Origin of the sequence: Sphingobacterium gobiense (assembly GCF_002980575.1) — a bacterium.
In the GTDB taxonomy this organism is placed as follows: domain Bacteria; phylum Bacteroidota; class Bacteroidia; order Sphingobacteriales; family Sphingobacteriaceae; genus Sphingobacterium; species Sphingobacterium gobiense.
The window spans coordinates 1,295,259-1,316,059 of record NZ_PVBS01000002.1 but is presented as its reverse complement, the minus strand read 5'-3'; the positions used below and the strand labels follow the sequence as shown (position 1 = coordinate 1,316,059).

10 protein-coding genes are annotated in these 20,801 nt (G+C 43.8%); 6 read left to right on the top strand and 4 right to left on the bottom strand.

The features are described from left to right. Positions 1–5: 5 nt before the first annotated feature. From C5749_RS14325 to C5749_RS14315, 3 genes are read right to left on the bottom strand one after another with little or no spacing between them, the layout of a single operon-like run. Complete coding sequence (locus C5749_RS14325) at positions 6–1,142, bottom strand: endo-1,4-beta-xylanase (RefSeq protein WP_105726828.1); 1,137 nt, start codon at positions 1,140–1,142, stop codon at positions 6–8. Between the two features lie 22 nt (positions 1,143–1,164). Further along, on the bottom strand, positions 1,165–2,577 hold the full coding sequence (locus C5749_RS14320; protein WP_105726827.1) for an MFS transporter: 1,413 nt from the start codon (positions 2,575–2,577) through the stop codon (positions 1,165–1,167). 27 nt (positions 2,578–2,604) lie between these two features. Continuing rightward, entirely contained in the window at positions 2,605–5,097 is a 2,493-nt protein-coding gene (locus tag C5749_RS14315) for a glycosyl hydrolase 115 family protein (RefSeq protein WP_105726826.1), read from the bottom strand. 361 nt (positions 5,098–5,458) lie between these two features. Between C5749_RS14315 and C5749_RS14310 the strand changes: the two genes are divergently transcribed. The 5 genes from C5749_RS14310 (at position 5,459) to C5749_RS14290 (ending at position 16,103) form a co-directional block, all read left to right on the top strand. Further along, positions 5,459–9,460 carry a hybrid sensor histidine kinase/response regulator transcription factor gene (locus tag C5749_RS14310; protein ID WP_105726825.1) on the top strand — a complete coding sequence of 1,334 codons (4,002 nt, stop codon included), beginning with the start codon at positions 5,459–5,461 and terminating at the stop codon, positions 9,458–9,460. Between the two features lie 116 nt (positions 9,461–9,576). Continuing rightward, entirely contained in the window at positions 9,577–10,176 is a 600-nt protein-coding gene (locus C5749_RS14305; protein WP_105726824.1) for a TetR/AcrR family transcriptional regulator, read from the top strand. 79 nt (positions 10,177–10,255) lie between these two features. After that, positions 10,256–11,455 carry an efflux RND transporter periplasmic adaptor subunit gene (locus C5749_RS14300; protein ID WP_105726823.1) on the top strand — a complete coding sequence of 400 codons (1,200 nt, stop codon included), beginning with the start codon at positions 10,256–10,258 and terminating at the stop codon, positions 11,453–11,455. A gap of 21 nt (positions 11,456–11,476) precedes the next feature. Continuing rightward, complete coding sequence (locus tag C5749_RS14295) at positions 11,477–14,674, top strand: efflux RND transporter permease subunit (RefSeq protein ID WP_105726822.1); 3,198 nt, start codon at positions 11,477–11,479, stop codon at positions 14,672–14,674. A 10-nt stretch (positions 14,675–14,684) separates the two neighbouring features. Continuing rightward, complete coding sequence (locus tag C5749_RS14290) at positions 14,685–16,103, top strand: efflux transporter outer membrane subunit (protein ID WP_105726821.1); 1,419 nt, start codon at positions 14,685–14,687, stop codon at positions 16,101–16,103. 115 nt (positions 16,104–16,218) lie between these two features. Here the strand turns inward: C5749_RS14290 and C5749_RS14285 are convergent, their stop codons facing one another. Further along, positions 16,219–18,714: a pectate lyase gene (locus tag C5749_RS14285; protein ID WP_105726820.1), complete on the bottom strand. Its 2,496-nt coding sequence runs from the start codon at positions 18,712–18,714 to the stop codon at positions 16,219–16,221. A 430-nt stretch (positions 18,715–19,144) separates the two neighbouring features. Between C5749_RS14285 and C5749_RS14280 the strand changes: the two genes are divergently transcribed. Beyond that, positions 19,145–20,680 carry a SulP family inorganic anion transporter gene (locus tag C5749_RS14280; RefSeq protein ID WP_105726819.1) on the top strand — a complete coding sequence of 512 codons (1,536 nt, stop codon included), beginning with the start codon at positions 19,145–19,147 and terminating at the stop codon, positions 20,678–20,680. The last annotated feature ends 121 nt before the right edge of the window (positions 20,681–20,801 follow it).

Below are 20,801 nucleotides of genomic sequence, written 5' to 3'. Positions count from 1 at the left end.
TCAAGTTATTTTGCTAAATCGATGAGGTCCTTAAAGAACGGCTTCGGTTCATAGTCGCGGTCAAATAACAACGGATAGTCTGTACGTCCTTCGATTGGCCAGTCATTTTTCCAGGAATCAGCGTCTCCGACTCCCCACAAGGTTACCCGACTGATTTTGTCTTGATGCTTCAGATATAATTTAAAGAAATCGACATAGCGATTTCCCAGTTCATTCATCTTATCCTCCGGCAGATTTTCCTTATATGGATCTAAGCTCTTACTATAGGCTGCCGTGTCGGTCAATTCGGCTCCTACATGTCTTCTTGCATGCGGAAGGACCGATATATCCATCTCCGTAACCATCACCTTAACCCCCAGATCCGCAAAATCATTTATGGTTTTCTCTGTTTCCTCTAGGGAAGCATGGGTCAATCCGTGATGTTCCTGCATACCTAAGCCATCAATTCTGATCCCCGCTTTCTGCAGTTTTCTGGCTAACCGTACAATACCTGCACGCTTAGCCGGGATAGCCGTCGAGTAATCATTATAATAGAGTTCCGCTTCGGGATCGGCCTCGTGTGCAAATTGAAAAGCTAACGGAATGAAATCCTCGCCGATAATATCGTAAAACTTACTTTTTCTATATTCTCCGTTGTCTAAGATAGCCTCATTGACGACATCCCATCCATGAATACGTCCTTTATAACGTGATACAACGGTATGGATATGATTTCGCATTCGTTCAATCAACACGTCCCGCGAAACATCTTTTCCTTCTTTGTCGGAAAAAAACCATCTTGGCGCCTGGGAGTGCCATATTAAGGTATGTCCTACCATATGCATATCGTGCTTCTCACCATATGCTACAAACTGGTCGGCATCCTTGAAATAAAACTCGTCTTCTCGAGGCTGCATAAACATACTTTTCATACAGTTTTCGGCTACTATCGAGTTAAAATGCTGTTCGACTACTTTGCTAGCAATAGGATTCTGTTCCCAAATCTGTTCTAGGTTCAAAGCTGCGCCGACATAGAACCGGTCAGCATAGACTTCCTTAAAAATGGCCTCATTCTTCTGGCTAGTTACCTGTGAATTTGTTGACATACAGGCAACACCTAACGTAGCTGCTCCGGCCAAAACTATGGTTTTTACTATGTTCATGTTTTCTTTTTATATGTTTTCTCTATTGTTTGTATCTATTCTCGATTTCGATGTTGATTTTGTCGATAACATCATCTTCTAGCTTGTATCTGGAAATGATAAACATCGCCAAAACCAACAGTATTGCCGGGATGATGGCCACTAGCCACAAAATCCCTTGTTCGGCAAATACCGACTGTGTTGTTGCATTGTGCTGATCAAACCCCACATAAGCCAACACCAACCCTGGAACAATGCCTCCTAAGGCCATTCCTGCTTTATAAAAAATTCCTGTCAGTGCATTTACAATACCCGAAATACGCTTACCGGTGGTATGCTCTCCGTAGGATATTACCTCGGGTACCAACGCCCACATGTAACCTGTAGCAACAATGACACCCGTTGATTTAATAAATTGGGCGACCAACACTAGCCAAATCTGGCTTTTTAAGGATGGGACGACAGAAATGATATAAAGCATAATCATCCCCACAATTGCTATGGTCAGAAATACATAAAACATCTGTTTTTTCCCGATGGCCCGCTTGATAGTCGGTACTAAGGGCATGAAAATAAATGCCGGTATGGATCCTAATGCCATGAAATAAGGTAACATCTCCGGTGCCCGCACATTATAGATCATATAATAGGAGCCTGCGGCATTTCCAGTGGCCATCATCGCAAAAGCCGTGATAAAGAAGAATGCCAATACCCTCAGCGGACCGTTGTGTCTGAATTCAACCCAGAGATCGGAAACCTTCACATTTTCTGTTTCTTTTTCATCCATCACCACGCGCTCTTTGGTCTGTGTATAGCAAAATAGCAGTAAACACAAGCCTACAAGCGCATAAATGGTCATGGTGATAAACCAGGCTTCGCCCGACTCCCGGGAATTGATCTTCCCATCGGGTGAAAAATACTGTACGATTATTGGCACACCATATCCTACGGTTAATCCACCCAAGTTGGCCATAAACATGCGTACCGATGTCAGTTTGGTAATTTCATCGGTATCTCGTGTCAGAGATGCATTGAGCGCGCCATAGGGGACATTGATCAAGGTGTAGAGCATAGACAGTCCGACATAGGTCACATAGGCGTATACCAGTGATCCGGAAAATCCGTTCCAGAAACAAAGGATAGCAAACCCAGTAAGCGGTATCCCGCCCAAAACAAGGTAGGAACGGTATTTTCCCATTTTCGGATTACGCTTATCAACGAAAGCACCTACAATAGGATCCCATATAACATCGACAATCCGCACAACTAAAAACATGACACCAGCTTCTGCCGCAGAAATACCAAATACATTGGTATAGAAAATAAGCAGATACATAGAAACTGTCTGGTAGATGAGGTTTTGCGCCAAATCACCGGATCCAAATCCTATGCGCTGCATAGATGACAACTTATAAAAGCCTTTCGACTCATTGGGTAGCAGTTTATCTGAATTCATTATAGAGGAATAGCGATTATTTATAGTTTACTTTTTCGCACTTTGGGGAGGGCCTAAATAAGTCGGTTTTAACCCGCCGAGATCCAACATGATTTTTTGGATAACAATGCCGTGCTCGAGCGGCCGGATACGAATCGTATGTTCACCTTTCTTGTCAAAACGGTGTGTTGTTACGTTCTCAATAATACGGTTGGCTTGCCATTTTCCGAGCTCGCCTTTGTAATGCCCGTTAATATTCAGGATTTGCTCCTTTCCACCGTTTATAGAGACCGCATACCGCAACCCTTTATTGGCATTGTAGTTTAGTGTGGGTGAAGTCAACACGATTAGCTTTGCCTCACCGGTCGATTTAATATCAATTTTATATTCTAAGTATACCTGTTCATCCAGCGGCGCTGTAACCGGCAATGTCGTTATGGCAGATTCGGTTTTACCCAGATTAGGCAGTTCCGTCCATTGGACAGTTGGAGAGTTGTTCGCCTTATGAAAATTCATTGCTTCAATTGCTATATAGCCATCTTCTTCAACATAGACTTTGGAATTGGGCGTAATGGAAGCAGTATCTACATAGGTAATTTTTGGCATAATACTATGAGGTGGATTATTCCAACTGGTATAGCCTATCCGTACCTGATCCATCATGTGCTTCCACTTTCCGTGTGAAAGTGTATTAAAGTGTAACGTCAATAAGGAATCTCGTTCAAACCCTTCTTTAACTTTATCTGCCCAATAGTTAGCGCGTACATCACCTTTAGCGGCATAAAAATCGTTCTTGGCTTTAGCGTAATACATATCGTACAAGTTTGACATGCCATTGATCGGGAATAAGACTAACTGATCGAAAGCATCCTTATAAGCACTTGGTAATTGATTATACAAACGCATGGCATCCACGAGCAATGCGCGATATGCATTCGCTACGCTTTCAAATTCGTTGTAGTTTTCCAAGCTAAAGGTTTTATGGTTTAACAATTCCGGCGTTACACGATGGTTAAATTTAGTATACAGGTCTATCAGCCGGGCTGCTTCTTTAGCATATTGTTCACCGAACTGTTGCGCACACCATCCCTCGGTATGTGCCAATAGGTTTCCGGGATTAAAATGCTTGGGATTCCAGGCCATATCCAAGAAAAAGGAAATGGGGTATTCCATCGGTTTCAAATCCCCTACATTGACCACCCAAATCTTATCTACACCATGTTCGTAAGTAAGGTTCATCTGTTCCCACACACGGGATACCTGACTTACGTTCAGCCATTTGGTATTCCGAGGACCTCCCACGTAATCGAAATGATAGTACATACCGTATCCGCCCTTCCGGGGCTTGGCATCCAATGCGGGGAGCTTACGCACATTGCCCCAGTTATCATCACAAAACAGTAAGGTCACATCATCCGGTACACGCATACCATCGTCATAGTAATCCTGGACTTCCTTGTATAATGCCCAAACTTGTGGTGTATGTTCTGCCTTTTTTCCTGTAACTTGCTCAATAATTTTACGTTGGTCTTTTACAATTTCCTCCAACAGACTGGTGTTCTGTTCATCACTCATAGGTTCATCGCCGTCGCCACGCATCGCTATCGTCACGAATGTTTCCCAATTTTTAGCACGTTCCATGCCCCCCCGCCAAAACTCCTGAAGCCCTTTTTTGTTTTTACTGTAATCCCATTCGCCACCATTACCATGTCGTTTCCATTCGGCCTGCGCCCGCGCCATGGGTTCATGATGTGAGGTGCTCATCACGATGCCCATCTCATCAGCTAAAACACCGTTTTGTGGATCATCATCGTAAAATGCACTGCCCCACATCGCTGGCCATAAAAAGTTTCCTTTCAAACGAAGCAATAGTTCGAATACTTTTTCATAGAATTGGCTGTTATACCCACCAAAAGCATGGTTAGCCCATCTTGTCAACGCGGGGTATTCATCATTTAAGAATATTCCACGGTATTTAACAGCTGGTTCACCTTCGGTGTAGACACCTGGTTTTACATAGAGATTTTTTGCACGTTCTACCGGAACATCTGCCCAATAATGCCACGGAGAAACCCCCATCTGTTTCGCTAGCTCATAGATTCCATATATAGTTCCCCGCTTTTCGCTCCCCGCTATGACCAATGCAGATTCGAGATCGGCCGTAGGATTATTGACGACTGTGATGATAAATTTTTCTCGCTTACCTTCAACCTCCTTACGATTGAGTAAACCGTTTTCCAATAAACCGTCAATTAAAGACGATTGCCCGACTGTTCCTATCCAAAGCGCTCGTTTTATACCTGGTGTCGTCTCGCTACGTATTCCTGCGACTTTTTCAAAATCCCGCTGCAAACTTTCGACAGCGCGCAGAACACCTTTGTCATCATTTGGATCAACATGTATCGGAAGTGGCTTTCCCTTCTCAATTAACGGAAGATAGCCGGATTGGAATTCTCGAAAGACAAACCGTAAATCGCTTGATTGACTATTCGATTTATAAACAATAAAAAGTAAAAAAAATAAAATGAGAGACTGCTTCATGAATAATGATCTAACATCGGTTTATTTATATGTTTAAAAATTGGCACCTCAAAGTCAAAACAAAACATTTCGTGTACAACCTTGCGGAACGCTTATAATCGGCTTTCTATATGTAAGGGTGAAAAGCACCCTCATTCTCGAAAAACCACAAAAGTAAAGATAGAATTAAAAGATACGTATCATTATCACACCCGTTACATTCCCGCTCCTTTTTGTTCCAAATACCTATATTTATGTTTCATTTTCATTTCTATACGTTTCCTAAACATCTTTGAGCAGGTTTTTGCCCCAAAAAATAGCTTTTAATTTGTTAAATCAATCGTGGATTGTGTATCTTTCAAAAAAGTAACCAAAGAACCCCATGTTAAGAGTATTTTTATCACTTTTATTGATTTGCCTCACGGTATTGTCAAATGGACAGGCCACACGTCTCTATGACTATCGAGATTATGGATTTGGTGAATTGTCGTCGAACCTCATCAATAGCATAGCACAAGACAGGCATGGCTACATATGGATTGCCACGGAATATGGCCTTAATAAATTTGACGGGGTGCGTTTCTCCCAATACCTTCATGACGTTCAAGATAGTACATCGATATCGAGCAACCACGTCACTATACTCCATCGGGATGACCAGGAACGTTTGTGGATTGGATGTTCAAATGGCCTTCAATACTATAACGATAATAGAGAGCAGTTTATTCGAATTAAGTTCCCCGATCAGATTGCTCCCCATATTATTGATATTTTGACACGCGCCGACGGATCATTGTGGGTCGCTACTTCGGGCTGGGGGATTTTTTCCATCGATATAAAGGCGGGCGCTGCTCATTCGTTAGAGCATGTTAATAAGCTTGCAGGTGGTATGTATGGCCGTAAACTTTTGGAAGACAGCAAACGCCGCGTCTGGATAGCTACGGATCGTGCAGGTGTTATTTGTATATCTGCCGATCTCCAACACACTAAAAAGTTTTCCGACAGCGAGGTTCCATTTCCAAAGGGTGGAAAGTATAACATGACAAACATACCTACTGGTGACATCATATTAGCCTACAATTCTCAGGTGGTCCTAGCCGACAAGTCACTAACTAAATTCACATCTTTACCGTTTGAAAACAACCTTCATCCCATGATCAATGAGATACGGCTCGCACAGGATGGCAGCATAGTTATCAGCACGGAAGGCGGCGGTATATGGCACTTAAAGCTATCGGAACATCCTTTGCTGATACGCCAAACCGAATTATCAAATCTTGACAAGAATTATAGTAAAGCCGGTATAAGAACATTTTTTCAAGATCAGGAAAGTAATTTCTGGCTAGGTTGGTTCCAGCGCGGACTGGTTTTTATACCGGCTTCCAGCCATCAATTCGAATTTTGGAGGATATTGGAAACAGAGGAAACCGATAGCAAAAAAATAAATGTAATTACTACCGACCAACAACGCCATATTTGGTATAGTGTGGAGGATGCCGGACTATTTAAAGTAGATAGCACAGGTCATATACTAAAGAGATATCCAGAGCTTCATGATATCATGCAAGTGTTAGAAGACAAGCGAGGCGATATATGGTTCCTTTCCTATAGACGGGGATTGGGAAAAATCGAAGAAGGAAAGAGCAATGCGATATATTTGGATATCTTTCGAGGGAAGGAAACCCGAACGATGGTTTTGGGAAAAAACGGAAAATTGTATATCTCCACATTCGGAAATGGATTCGTAGAATACGATCCACGCAACAACACGTCGAATTTCTTCACGATGAACGATACCCTTAACCCTAACGGTGTATTAGGAAATGACTGGATCAACACCATCTTATGTGATCGCAATGGTTTAATTTGGCTTGGCCATCACAAAGGTATCAGCTGTTATGACCCCCAAAAGCAAACGTTCATAAACCAATGGGCAAACGAAAGCCTCTCCGAACAAATTGTGCTTTCTTTATTAGAAGACAAATACGAGAATATCTGGGTCGGAACATATAATGGTCTGCATAAGATCGATAAAAGAAGCAGGCAGTTAACAAGCTACACCGCCAACAATGGCCTATCCAGTAATGTGATTTCTGGACTTGGTGAAGATAAAAAAGGGAATATATGGTGTAGCACATTTAACGGCATCAATTATATAAACCCAACTGAGGATAGAATCGTGACCTATTACACGGGAGACGGTTTAGTTGATCGTTCATACAATCGTTCTGTTTATTATCAAGATCCCCAGGGAAAAATATACTTTGGTGGAAAACAGGGCATTACCTCCTTTTATCCGGAACAGGTTCAGTTGACGAAATATACGCATCCGGTATATATCACAAACTTGTACATCCGAAACCAAACAACCAAGCCGTGGGATTTGTCTGGCGGAAGATCTATTTACACGCAAAGTCTGGCGACGGCGAACGAATTTTATTTTGGCAATCAGGACGATAGTTTTACACTCGAACTATCTACAATGGATTTTAATAGTCCAGAAAACATTCATTATGAATATCGATTGAAGGGTTTTAACAAAACCTGGAACACCACTTTACCGGGAGTTAATCTTATCACATACAACAATCTTTCACCTGGAGAACACGAGCTGGAAATCAGAGCCTGTAAATTTGGTGCGTACTCGGAGAGCCGATTCCTCACGTTGCATGTCATGCCTCCCTGGTACCGCAGCACGTTAGCTTATTTGGTTTATCTCATTTTATTTATCGGTATCCTTATCTTGATCGCCAACTATCTCCGTGAACGTCGATTGGAGAAGTTACACGCTTATAAATTACAGCTTTTTACCGATATTTCGCATGAGATCCGCTCGCCGCTTACACTGGTACTTAGCCCAATCGATAAACTAATAAAAAATACGCTTGACCCACATGCGAAGGAAACGTTACAAAATATGCGCAGAAATGCACATCGTATTCTTAACCTCGTCAATCAACTGCTTGATATCCGTAAGCTGGAAAGCGGTCAACTCCAATTAAAGTTTAAGGAAACGAATCTAGCAGACCTTGCTGTACAGTGTGCGCAGTCATTTGAACAGCAAGCCCAAGAACGGAACATACGGTTTAAAGTAAGTTCCGGCTCCACCTACATACCGGTTTGGATCGATACTAATAGCTTAGATAAAGTACTCCATAATTTATTATCTAACGCCTTTAAATATACACCGGACGGAGGTACAGTAGATGTCCATGTTAGCTCTTCACTAACCAAACAAAATACAAAACAGCCAAGCTATGCTGAAATAACCGTATCAGACACCGGCCCAGGTATCCCTGACGATGATAAGACCAATATCTTTAAACGGTTCTATCAAGGCAACAACCAGATTTCGGGTGGCCAGCAGGGATCCGGAATTGGTCTACACCTTACCCAGGTTCTGGTTGAAAAACATGGCGGAAAAGTGTCCGCAGAAAATCGAACAGACGAACCAGGAAGTTGCTTTCGTGTACATATTCCAATGGGAACAAGCCATTTGCCGAAAACACTGTTGGCAAACGACGACGACAATAAAACCGTTGTAGTTGAGAAGCCACATATTATGCAGGTACCCGAACCCATTGCTCCTAATGTGGTTTCGCATAAGACGAATTTCAAAGTACTCATCGTAGACGACGAGAAAGACATTTTACGGTATGTGAGCCAAGAACTGCAAGGGCTATACAAAATCCTTTCTGCCGAAAATGGAAGTGAGGCGTTTCAACTTGCCCTCTCCCAGTTACCTGATCTGATTATCTCCGATGTCTCCATGCCCGACATGGATGGGTTTGAACTAGTCAAGAAGATAAAGTGTAACAGTACGACCAATCATATACCTGTTATTCTACTAACCGCTAAAATAAACTACGAGGATCGCATGCAGGGAATTGGCTTGGGTGCTGATGCTTACCTCACAAAACCGTTTCTAATGGAAGAATTGGTGGTTATGGCCGAAAACGTGATTAAAAATCGGATGACAGTCAAAGGGAAATACTCAGGAGCCCAGGAGCAGCAAGGAAAAGTAAAGACGATCTCCTTTAAATCAAGCGACGAAATCCTAATGGAACGCATCGTTAGCATCACTAATAAATACCTAGAAGATTCCAGCCTCAATGTGCAGTTGTTAGCCGACGAAGTCGGTTTAAGCCGCGTTCAACTACACCGTAAAGTGAAGGCTTTGACCGGTATCTCCACAAGTGAATTCATTCGAAACATACGCCTCAAACAGGCAGAGAAACTGCTGCTGGAAAAACAAATGAACATTTCGCAGGTCGCGTATGCATTGGGTTTTACAAACCAAACACATTTCTCTACATTGTTTAAAAAGATGTACGGTCTAAGCCCGTCGGAATATATTAACCGACACGCAAAGCAGCATGGTTAGTGCTTTCCGTTATGAAAATTAAGTTAAAAAAATTTAATGACATTTGGATGTCACTGGAACAAATTAAAATACGCAATTTTGCCTAACAGTGTTAAATGATTTTATAAGATTAAACCATGGGTAGCAAAGAGCGCATTCAACGCCTTAAAGACGAAAACCGGAATTCCATTCTGGAAGCGTCCCTTCAGATTGTCAAGGAAGAAGGGTGGCAGGCGCTAAGTATGCGTAAAATCGCTGATATTATCGAATACACCGCCCCCATGATTTATGAATATTTTGCCAATAAAGAAGCCATCTTGAATGAGTTGTCAAAACAAGGCCATCTTTTACTAGCAAAACGTGTCAAACAAGCTCAAGCCAAAGAAAGCACGTTAGAAAAACAACTAGAAGCTATGTGGTTCAGTTATTGGGATTTTGCTTTCGAAGAACGCGAGCTTTACCAACTCATGTTTGGTATCGGAACGGCATGTTGCGGAGCGGAGAAAAATGAGAAAGGTCGACCGTCTTTTGGTGAACACATCGCCGATGTGATCCGAGAGATTATGGCTGAGCAGCAACCTTCCGAAGATCTGATTTGTCGAAAATATTTCACCTATTGGTCTGTCATCCACGGCCTCATATCCATCAATCTAGTAGATAAGGGAAATGGAGAGATTACCAATCAACAGGTGCTTAAAGACGCCATTTATGGAATAACACGTTCACTGAACGACTAATTTTTTTACGCAAAAAGATACGACGTTAGATAATTTAACACTGTAAAATAACTTTTAAATTTAAAAACAACCTTTACAAATGAAAACGCAACGATTCACCGATTCACAGCATCTCCAGGCATTATTATTTAACACTGTTAAATCGTTTAATCCCGTAAGGATACTATATATTTTAAGTATGGTACCCTTTCTTTATGGCTGTACGACGGGTACCAGTAAACCCGCAGCGTCCGCGCCACCCACACTGCCTATCGTCACGTTAGCCAATGACGACCAGACTATCTATCAAGAATATCCAGCTTCTATCGAAGGGGCTTCGACAATCGAGGTTCGCCCCCAAGTAGACGGTGTGCTCGATCGAATTTACGTTGATGAAGGGGACAGCGTGCGAAAAGGGCAGTTATTATTTAAGATCAATGATCGTCCGTACCAAGAACAACTCAACCAAGCAAGAGCCAATTTACAAGCGGCTGAAGCCGCTTTAGAAAATACAGCGTTGGAAGTTGAAAAAAAGACACGCCTTGTCGCCAATAAAGTACTAACCGATTTCCAATTAAAAGCCGCGGTCAGTGCTCTTCATGCGGCGAAAGCAAGTGTACAACAAGCAAAATCAGCAGTGGAAGCGGCAAAAATCAATGTTGGCTACACAGAAATCAGAGCCTCCACCGCAGGCTTTATCGGGCGGTTGCTAAAAAAGCAGGGAAGTTTGGTTAGTCCATTGGACAGCGAACCACTCACACAACTATCTGATGTAGAAACATTACACGTATACTTTTCGCTCGGAGAAAACGACTTTATTGCTTTTAAACGTGATACGAAAGGAGAGACATTGGAACAAAAATTACAACAGGTACCTCCCGTGACGCTATTGCTTTCTGATCGAAGTATTTACGAACACCCTGGAAAAATAGATATGGTCGATGGCCAATTCGATAAGCATACTGGGGCGATCACGCTTCGAGCTACTTTTCCAAATCCTGAGGGCGTCCTGCGAAATGGAAACACCGGAAGGATTCGCCTAGAAAAACGTTACCAAGACGTCCTCCTTGTTCCTCAATTGGCAACGATAGAAATTCAGGATAAGATTTTTGTATATGCGGTAACAAGCGAGAATAAGGTTAGTCAGCAACCCATTACGGTTGTGGGCAAGAGCGGCGAAAACTATCTGGTCGAAAAAGGGATAAAGCCGGGAGACCGTATCGTGTATAAGGGGATAGATCTTTTACAGGAGGGACAGACGATCACGCCTCAAATAGTAACTACAGAAAACATTCACTAATTTCTTTAATTCCAGCGCAACATGTTCAAAAAATTTATAGAACGCCCCGTCCTCGCCACGGTCATATCGATATTACTTGTCATTCTAGGAATTATCGGTATCCTGAAACTTCCGTTACAGCAATTCCCGGATATTGCACCACCAGCTGTTCAAGTCGTCGCACTATACCCTGGCGCTAATGCCGAAACGGTGTTACGTGCAGTAGCTCCATCGTTAGAAGAATCCATCAATGGTGTGGAAAACATGAGTTACATGAGTTCAACCGCCAGTAACGATGGCTCCCTGATGATTACGGTATATTTCAAGTTAGGTACCGATCCTGATCAAGCAGCTGTTAATGTACAGAACCGGGTGTCTCAAGCTACAAGCCAGCTTCCTACAGAAGTTGTTCAAGCAGGTATTACGACAGCAAAACAGCAAAATAGCTTGATCATGGTATTGGATTTGTATACGGAGGATGAAGCAAAATACGATCAAACATTTATTACAAACTACGCCCAGATCAATATCATTCCAGAGCTTAAACGGATTCCAGGGGTTGGACAAGCAATTGCCTTCGGGGGGAGTAAGGACTACTCGATGCGCGTTTGGTTGGATCCAAATCAGATGGCGACTTACAAGCTAACACCCGGGGAGGTAATGGCTGCCATTCAGGATAAAAATATGGAAGCTGCTCCTGGTAAGTTTGGAGAAAACAGCAAAGAAGCATTTGAATTTGTCATTAAATACAAGGGAAAGCTCAACCAACCAGCGGATTACGAGAATATCATTATCCGCTCCAATACGGACGGATCCATATTGCGGTTAAAAGATGTGGCCCGTGTCGAGCTGGGGTCTTATACGTACGCCAGCCATACACGCATTGATGGCAAAGCCGGGTTGAATATCGGGATTATGCAGTTAGCAGGTTCCAACGCCAATGAAATCCAGATTGCCATACAGGAATTTATGGATAAGGCGTCTCTCAATTTTCCAAAGGGCGTAAAACACCTTGTGCTCTATAACACCAAAGATGCGCTTGATCAATCTATTGATCAGGTAAAGCACACGTTGATCGAAGCGTTTATTTTGGTCTTTCTGGTCGTTTTCTTGTTCTTACAAGATTTCCGGTCTACGTTGATACCAGCAATAGCTGTTCCGGTAGCCATTATCGGTACATTCTTTTTCATGCAGCTTTTTGGTTTTTCGATCAATTTACTCACCCTGTTTGCGCTTGTGTTAGCCATCGGGATAGTCGTAGATGACGCCATCGTCGTAGTGGAAGCTGTGCACAGCAAAATGGAGCATACACACTTGCCTCCCAAGTTAGCAACCACATCCGCGATGGGGGAAATAACAGGGGCTATTATATCTATTACGCTGGTGATGTCAGCCGTATTCCTCCCCATTGGTTTTATGGAAGGATCCACGGGTGTGTTCTACCGACAATTTGCTTTTACATTAGCGATCGCTATTGTTATCTCTGCCGTCAATGCTTTGACGTTAAGTCCGGCACTTTGTGCACTGTTTCTGAAACCGGTCCATCATGGACACGCAAACGGTAAGCGGCTCGGTTTTAAGGAAAAGTTCTTCGCTGGGTTTAACGTAGGTTTCGAAAAGTTGACACGAAATTACGTGGGAAGCCTGCGCTTTTTGATTCGTCGCAAATGGGTGGGTCTATCGGGACTAGCGGTATTAGTCCTTTTGACTGTTTTCATGGTACAGCGAACACCGACAGGCTTTATTCCTTCGGAAGATCAAGGTTTTATCGCGATTTCCTTGTCAATGCCTGCTGGAGCGTCGTTAGACAGAACGTCCCAAGCCCTAAAAGAAGCAGAGCAGCAGCTTCAGCACGCCTCCTTCACCAAAACACTCAACGTGATGGCCGGATTTAACATCCTGACCCAATCCACAAGTCCATCAGCCGGTGTCGCTTTTATCCTGCTTAAGCCACACGAGGAGCGCGGCGAAGTTAAAGATATCGATGCTATCATGGCAGAGGTTAACCAAAAACTGTCTAGCATCAAGGGTGCCAATTTCTTCGTATTCACCTTCCCTACCGTACCAGGATTCAGTAATGTTGACGGTTTGGATATGGTTTTACAAGACCGTACCGGAGGCGAGCTACGGAAGTTTAGCGATATTGGACAAGGATTCATCGGACAACTCATGGAGCGTCCTGAAATTGCGATGGCGTTTACCACATTTAGGGCCGATTATCCACAGTACGAATTACAGGTTGACGATATAAAGGCTGAACAACTGGGCGTGCGGACGAGAGATATCCTCCACACCATGCAGGCTTATTTCGGCAGTGCACAAGCCTCAGATTTCAACCGCTTTGGTAAATATTACCGCGTTATGGTACAAGCTGATTTCACAAACCGTACAGAACCTTCCGCAATGGACGGTATATACGTTAAAAATCAAAATGGTGATATGGTGCCCATTACGACCCTAGTTCAATTGCAACGCGTATACGGTCCAGAAACGGCGTCCCGATACAATCTTTTTAATTCTATCGGTATCAACGCTATACCGAACCCAGGCTATAGCTCTGGCGACGCCATAAGAGCCGTCGAGGAAGTTTCGCGTCAGCACCTACCCACAGGCTATACTTATGAATTTTCAGGGATGACCAAAGAGGAATTGATTTCAGGGGGACAATCGACGATCATTTTTATCCTATGCCTGGTATTTGTTTACTTCTTGCTCGCCGCACAATACGAAAGTTACATTATACCGTTGGCGGTAATTTTATCTATTCCTACCGGTGTATTCGGTGTGTTCGCAGCTATTGGATTAACCGGCATATCCAATAATATATACGTACAGGTAGCCCTCGTTATGTTAATTGGGTTATTGGCAAAAAATGCCATCCTCATCGTCGAATTTGCTCTTCAGGGAAGGAAGCGGGGACAATCTATTACCAAGGCTGCCTTGGAAGCGGCTAAACTGCGCCTCCGTCCGATCATTATGACATCGCTTGCTTTCATTGTAGGTATGATCCCCATGATGAGTGCGGTAGGTCCCTCTGCACAAGGAAACCATGCAATCAGTATAGCAGCTGCGGGAGGAATGCTTGCCGGTGTACTATTAGGTCTCTTGGTTATTCCGGTTTTATTTGTCGTCTTTCAATATCTTCAAGAACGCGTCAGCGGATCCAGAGCCAACGAACAGGTATTGCCTTCCCATCATCAAGAACTCGCTTTTGTAGACAGGACTTCCATACATTCTTAATTTTAAAATTATGCAGATCAAAATAAAAAGTAGTTTTCTCTTCTCCTTGGCTATTTCCGCTTCTTTGTGGGCATGCCAAACCAAAAAGCTAAGCAATGACATCACACTGGCTCCTCCCACATCCTTCCGTAGCGAGCAAGCAGTAGATGCTGATAGCAGTATCGGTAATGTCCCTTGGTGGGAATTTTTTCAAGACCCTGTTTTACAGCAACTGATCGATACCGCGCTGCAGCAGAATGCGGATATGCAGCTTGCGCTCAAGAATATCGAATCGGCGCAATTGATGTTCACCCAGGCTAAAGCAGGGAATCTACCCAGCTTGCAACTACAGGTACAGGCCAATAGCACCAACCCCTCCAACAATAGTCTAAATGGATTGAGTTTAGGTCAATTTTTAGGCCAGAACCATATCGAAGATTATACTGTTGGCTTAGGTTTGTCATGGGAAGCTGATATTTGGGGCAAGATTAAGGGAAAAAAGGCAGCTGCGCTGGCGGCATATTTACAGACCGAAGAGGCTAGAAAAGCAATTCAAACACAACTGGTTAATCAGGTGGCCAAAGGTTATTACCAACTGTTGATGCTCTATCGTCTCCAAGAAATTGCGCAGCATAACTTACGGCTGAGCGATAGTACCCTTCAAGTGGTTCAACACCAATATGAAGTAGGCGATATCAATTTATTAGCCTTGGAACAAGTTGCCGCGCAACGGCAGGCAGCAGCTGCATTAATTCCTGATTTTCAGCAGCAGATCTTACTTCAGGAGAACGCTCTGCACGTTCTTAGCGGCGACTTTCCAAAAGAAATACATACTGCAACGACGCTAGATGCTGTCAATCTCCCCACGGATTTGGCAGTAGGTATACCCGCCGAATTATTGAGTAAGCGTCCTGATGTTAAACAAGCGGAATTATCGGTAACGGCGTCGCGAGCTTATCATCAGGTGGCTAAAGCCCAAATGTATCCTTCCTTATCTATCACGGCGCAAGCCGGTGTCAATGCGTTTAAAGCCAGCAATTGGTTTAATATCCCTGCATCCCTTTTTGGAGCTGTGACCGGTAGTATAACGCAACCTATTCTTCAACGAAAAGAATTAAAGACTCAGTACGAAGTTGCACGCGTTGAATACGAAAAAAGTGTGGTTCAGTTTCGGCAATCCGTCGTCAACGCAGTAGGTGAAGTGTCGGACGCATTGATCTCCATACAAAAGCTAAAAGAGCGGCAAGAGATTGTACAGGACAAAACAAATCGGTTAAAAGCAGCTGTTAAGCATGCTGATTTACTTTACGAAACGGGTAGCGCCAGCTATCTAGAAGTTATCACCGCACAAAGTAACGCGCTACAGAGTGAACTGGAATTAGTACAGATCCATAAGGCGGAACTTGTCGCTGTGGTGGATCTATATCGGGCACTGGGTGGTGGCTGGTAAAATTCCGGGGCATTCTGCGGTCGGAACCGGTCAATCGATTAAAAATTCTTTGGATCATTTCACTTATGCGCAAATGATCCAAAGAATTATAAAAAATGCACATCGTGCACACGTACTAAATGATTGTTCCGCTAAGAATATTGACCTTACGTGTCATACGATCCCCTTCGGCATCTGTAACAGTAAACTCAAATGAACCTACACCCGCAGCTGCCGGTTTGAAAATTGCTTTTCCATTTTCCACCGACACCGTACCATTCACCGTGTTACCTGCTTTGAACCTCGGATTTTGTGTAAATCCACTAGCCAACTTATTTAGGTCTATTTCTAAAGATTCACCCGCCGCTGCGCTGTAGTGCACTTTGGACATCCATTGCAGGTAATAGTCCATTTCCGTGTAACCATCGCGATTTTTGTCCAGATTGGCATCTGAAAAATCACCCTTAGGAGAATTAGGGTTTAAGCCCCGGTGCGTTTCCCACCAATCCGGCAATCCGTCGTGGTCGCTGTCCCAATTGGTAGCACGCCTTACTTCTGGGTAATCATCGTAGCCTCCTGCATCATCCTGATGGTCTGGATAGCCTGGTTTGCCAGATATACTCCCTATTGTCGAATACGTACTGTCGATAGTTTCCTGGATAATGCGTTGATCGTGTTCATCCAGCTCAGGTCGGTTGTTGCCCACATCAGACAGTACCAATTTATAGGCCAGCCGAGCACTATGCGTAGTCACTTTAGGATCAAAAAATGGTTGATCCACAAAGGTTTCGTACTTTTCGGAATCGCCATTGCTATACCTCGCTTTTCTACCCGCTTCCTGATTACGCTCGTCAAAGTGTCCAGGCATCACATTACCGGTGAAATAACACCGTTGCGTTCCTTTACCAACATTTTCATGGTCTCCGATGAAAGCGAAGAACTGCGTCGTTCCTGCTCCTGGTTTATAGTAATTGTTCACAAAATTAACCTCATGGGCACCTCCATCTGTAGCTCTGGATCCCCAGTTGTACACAACGTTATTGCGAAGGTCCAGTTTGCCCGTATAAAACCCATCACCATTCAAACCTCCGGCCAGACTCCAGTTTCTACCATAGCAATGTACCAGCAAGTTGTGATGAAAACTACCAATTTCTCCGCCGATACTGGCAGCATACCCGTGCATCTTCCCTTTTTCGTATTTCGTATGGCCCGCCGAGTTCAGTGCTTCGGAAATCAAGGTCCGCTGTAAGGTAATATTTTTTGCCCCACGCGAACTGAAAGCCTCATCGATGGTCCAACTAATCGAGCAATGGTCGACAATGCTGTAATTTGCACCGGTCAAGCCCATGCCGTCTGCGGTTTTCCCCGCACCCAAACGAACACGCAGGTGCTGCGCCACGACGTCATTCCCCGTGAATCCAAAAGGAGCGCCGGCGATACAGATGCCTTTCCCGGGCGCTGTTTGTCCAGCAATAGTCACATAGCGCTGATTTGCAACCAGACGGGACTTCAGATGGATAATACCCGAAACGGCAAAAACAATAGTCCGAGGACCGGTATGGTTCTCTACGGCTTCCCGCAGGCTCCCAGGCCCGCTATCGTTCAGGTTGGTGACTTCAACTACTTTTCCTCCACGGCCGCCGCGTGCATAGCGTCCGTAGCCTTCAGCTTCTGGAAACGCCAGTTGCGCCGGTCTGAAATACCATACATCACCTTTCGTTTTGCCTTCGCCCGTTATTTCATCTACTCGCCAGTAGTAGGTATCCATGCTGTAAAGATCGGTCGCTAGAAATTCCGTTGCACTTTGTTCGCCCTTGAATTCGGGAGAAGAAGGTGTAGCGTTTGCAACCGTGGTTGAATCCAAACCAAAATATACTTCGTGTCGTGTGGCTCCCGGTGCGGACTCCCAGGTTAAATTGAGCTTATCATCCTGTGGTTCCGCGTGTTCGTCGGCATTTCCCGGTGACGGTGAGTGCGCCTGCTTCGCTGCGTCAGGTGTATTAATCTCGAAAGCGTTGATAACGAGATCGCTCACAACCGAACCCGTTCTGTCTCCGGCCTCAAACACCACAACTGCGTCCTCGCCTTTTTTTACCTGTAGGTTCGTATAAGCGGTTACAGCATCCGCCGTTTTCAGTGCTCTTACGCTCGGCTGCACCGTCCGCTTTTTGCCCTTATGCAAAATTACGATGGGGCTGAAGGTGTTATTCTCCGGGCTATGGGGGATGTTGTGGTACGTCAGTAACGTGTGTTCACCCTCCGGGAGCCCACTGATACGCATTTTAATCTTTCCTGCTGCATCCCCGTCCTTCACCGTAATACCATCGGAAACCAGGTAGGCAAAATTAGGCGACCCCATACCTGTTTTGTACCATTCGGAAGCCAGCTCACCGCCACCGCTCCCTATTTTGATGAACGTTACCTTTATATCGCCCTGTGTAAAGCTATCGGAAGTGCCGGCTTTTACCTGCCACGAGGAATAGCCAACTTCGTTGGTTTCAGCAACTCTGCGGCTGGTTTCGTTAAGATCCACCTTAACCACCGGCTTCTGTTGTGCGAAAATTGATTCGGCCGTGAATAAGCAGAACAAGATAAAGCCACAGGCTAGTGAACGGGAAAGAGTAGTATTCATAGAGATTTAAATTAGATATATACTTCTTTATGCACGCCTAAAAATCGTATGCTTTAGCTCTTATTGGCTAGGTATGCTTTAAAAGTGTTGTTGAATCAGCTATTTACATTTATTCAAATGTAGGCGAATCAGCAGGAGCGTTATTATATCATGTTCCCGATTTCTTCTAATATCTTACCGAAAACCAAATAATGATTAAAGCAAAGATTTTTTTGTAGATACATGGTAAACACTATATTGCATAATTTATTTGAAATTGTATCTTTGCTCCATCGAATGAAAAGAACAGTAAACATATCGTCCCAAATTACTCCGCCTTAAAGCACGGGCAACCAGTTGTTTCTTCCAATAACGATATTGGTTATCGTACTGTACGCAGGTGTTTCGCCTCTGGTGACCATTCAATTTTACTATTTACTTCTTTATTAATATGAAAAAAATTCTGAATTTATTTGATTTCAGCCAGAAAATAAATTACAAAAATGAGATTTTAGCCGGTTTAACCGTTGCTATGACGATGATCCCAGAATCGTTGTCCTTTGCCATATTAGCAGGGTTATCACCGCTAACAGGGCTTTATGCCGCTTTTTTAATGGGTATCGTTACCGCGGTACTAGGAGGCAGGCCAGGAATGGTATCGGGCGGTGCAGGTGCAACGGTTGTTGTCCTTATCGCCCTGGCATCCACACACGGGGTCGAATATCTGTTTGCCGCCGTCGCGTTGGCGGGCATCTTACAATTATTAGTCGGGCTTTTTAAACTCGGCAAGTTTGTCCGCTTAATACCGCAACCGGTCATGTATGGTTTTCTAAATGGCCTTGCCGTCATCATTTTTATGGCGCAGGTTGCGCAATTTAAAGTCGTCGATAATGGCACGGAAAGCTGGATGCAGGGATCCGCACTCTATGTAATGATTGGATTGACCATGCTCACCGTAGCCATTGTATTTATATTACCGAAATTCACCAAAGCTGTTCCTGCCTCTTTGGTTGCCATATTAATTGTATTCGGTATCGTTTATTTTCTCAACATCGATACGAAGAAAGTGATTGATATAGCTTCTGTAAGCGGGTCGTTGCCCTCTTTCCATATACCACAAATCCCTTTTAATTTAGATACATTAAAGCTTATTTTCCCCTATGCGCTGGTCATGGCTGGTGTAGGCTTAATTGAAAGCCTACTAACACTAAATATGGTGGATGAAATAACCAACACGAAGGGCCAGTCCAATCGGGAGGCCGCAGCACAGGGCATTGCAAATATTACCAACGGCTTCTTTGGTGGAATGGGCGGATGTGCAATGGTAGCCCAAACCCTAGTCAACATCGGCGCGGGTGCAAGAGCTCGACTTTCGGCAATTATTGGCGCTTTCACCATTTTGTTGATTATCTTGGTGGGAGGTCCTGTAATTGAACAAATCCCGATGGCTGCTCTGGTTGGTGTAATGATGATGGTGGCCATCGGGACATTTGAATGGGTCAGCTTCAGCATTATCAATAAAATGCCGCGTCATGATATTTTTATCGGCATGCTGGTCGCTGTCATAACTGTACTTTTACATAATTTGGCATTGGCGGTATTAATTGGGGTGGTGATTTCCGCTCTGGTATTTGCTTGGGAAAGTGCCAAGCGTATTCGTGCCCGGAAATTTATAGACGATCAGGGCGTAAAACACTACGAAATTTATGGTCCGCTTTTTTTCGGCTCAACGACCGCATTTATCGAGAAATTTGATGTGCTCCATGATCCGCAAGAAGTGTTAATCGATTTTAGGGAAAGCAGAGTTGTTGACATGTCTGCCATTGAAGCGCTACATAAAATCACCGAAAAGTACCACAAGGAAGGAAAAAAAATACATTTGCACCATTTAAGTCCTGATTGCAGACAATTGCTTAAAAATGCGGAATCGGTTATTCATGTAAACATCCTGGAAGACCCGACTTATAAAGTAATGACAAATAAATAGCGGAACCAGGGGATATCATACGTATCCCCTGATAAATCATTTCTTGTTGAACCATAGACACGGCTCTTGCTAGTTCAACATTATCCCCTGTGAAGGTATGCGTTAAAAACGTATTGCGGTA

What these genes read in the sequence shown, in the direction of transcription:
- C5749_RS14290 (WP_105726821.1), top strand. Translation starts at nt 14,685, where the DNA reads ATGCAGATCAAAATAAAAAGTAGTTTTCTCTTCTCCTTGGCTATTTCC.
- C5749_RS14280 (WP_105726819.1), top strand. Translation starts at nt 19,145, where the DNA reads ATGAAAAAAATTCTGAATTTATTTGATTTCAGCCAGAAAATAAATTAC.
- C5749_RS14320 (WP_105726827.1), bottom strand. Translation starts at nt 2,577, where the DNA reads ATGAATTCAGATAAACTGCTACCCAATGAGTCGAAAGGCTTTTATAAG.
- C5749_RS14285 (WP_105726820.1), bottom strand. Translation starts at nt 18,714, where the DNA reads ATGAATACTACTCTTTCCCGTTCACTAGCCTGTGGCTTTATCTTGTTC.
- C5749_RS14295 (WP_105726822.1), top strand. Translation starts at nt 11,477, where the DNA reads ATGTTCAAAAAATTTATAGAACGCCCCGTCCTCGCCACGGTCATATCG.
- C5749_RS14310 (WP_105726825.1), top strand. Translation starts at nt 5,459, where the DNA reads ATGTTAAGAGTATTTTTATCACTTTTATTGATTTGCCTCACGGTATTG.
- C5749_RS14300 (WP_105726823.1), top strand. Translation starts at nt 10,256, where the DNA reads ATGAAAACGCAACGATTCACCGATTCACAGCATCTCCAGGCATTATTA.
- C5749_RS14325 (WP_105726828.1), bottom strand. Translation starts at nt 1,142, where the DNA reads ATGAACATAGTAAAAACCATAGTTTTGGCCGGAGCAGCTACGTTAGGT.
- C5749_RS14305 (WP_105726824.1), top strand. Translation starts at nt 9,577, where the DNA reads ATGGGTAGCAAAGAGCGCATTCAACGCCTTAAAGACGAAAACCGGAAT.
- C5749_RS14315 (WP_105726826.1), bottom strand. Translation starts at nt 5,097, where the DNA reads ATGAAGCAGTCTCTCATTTTATTTTTTTTACTTTTTATTGTTTATAAA.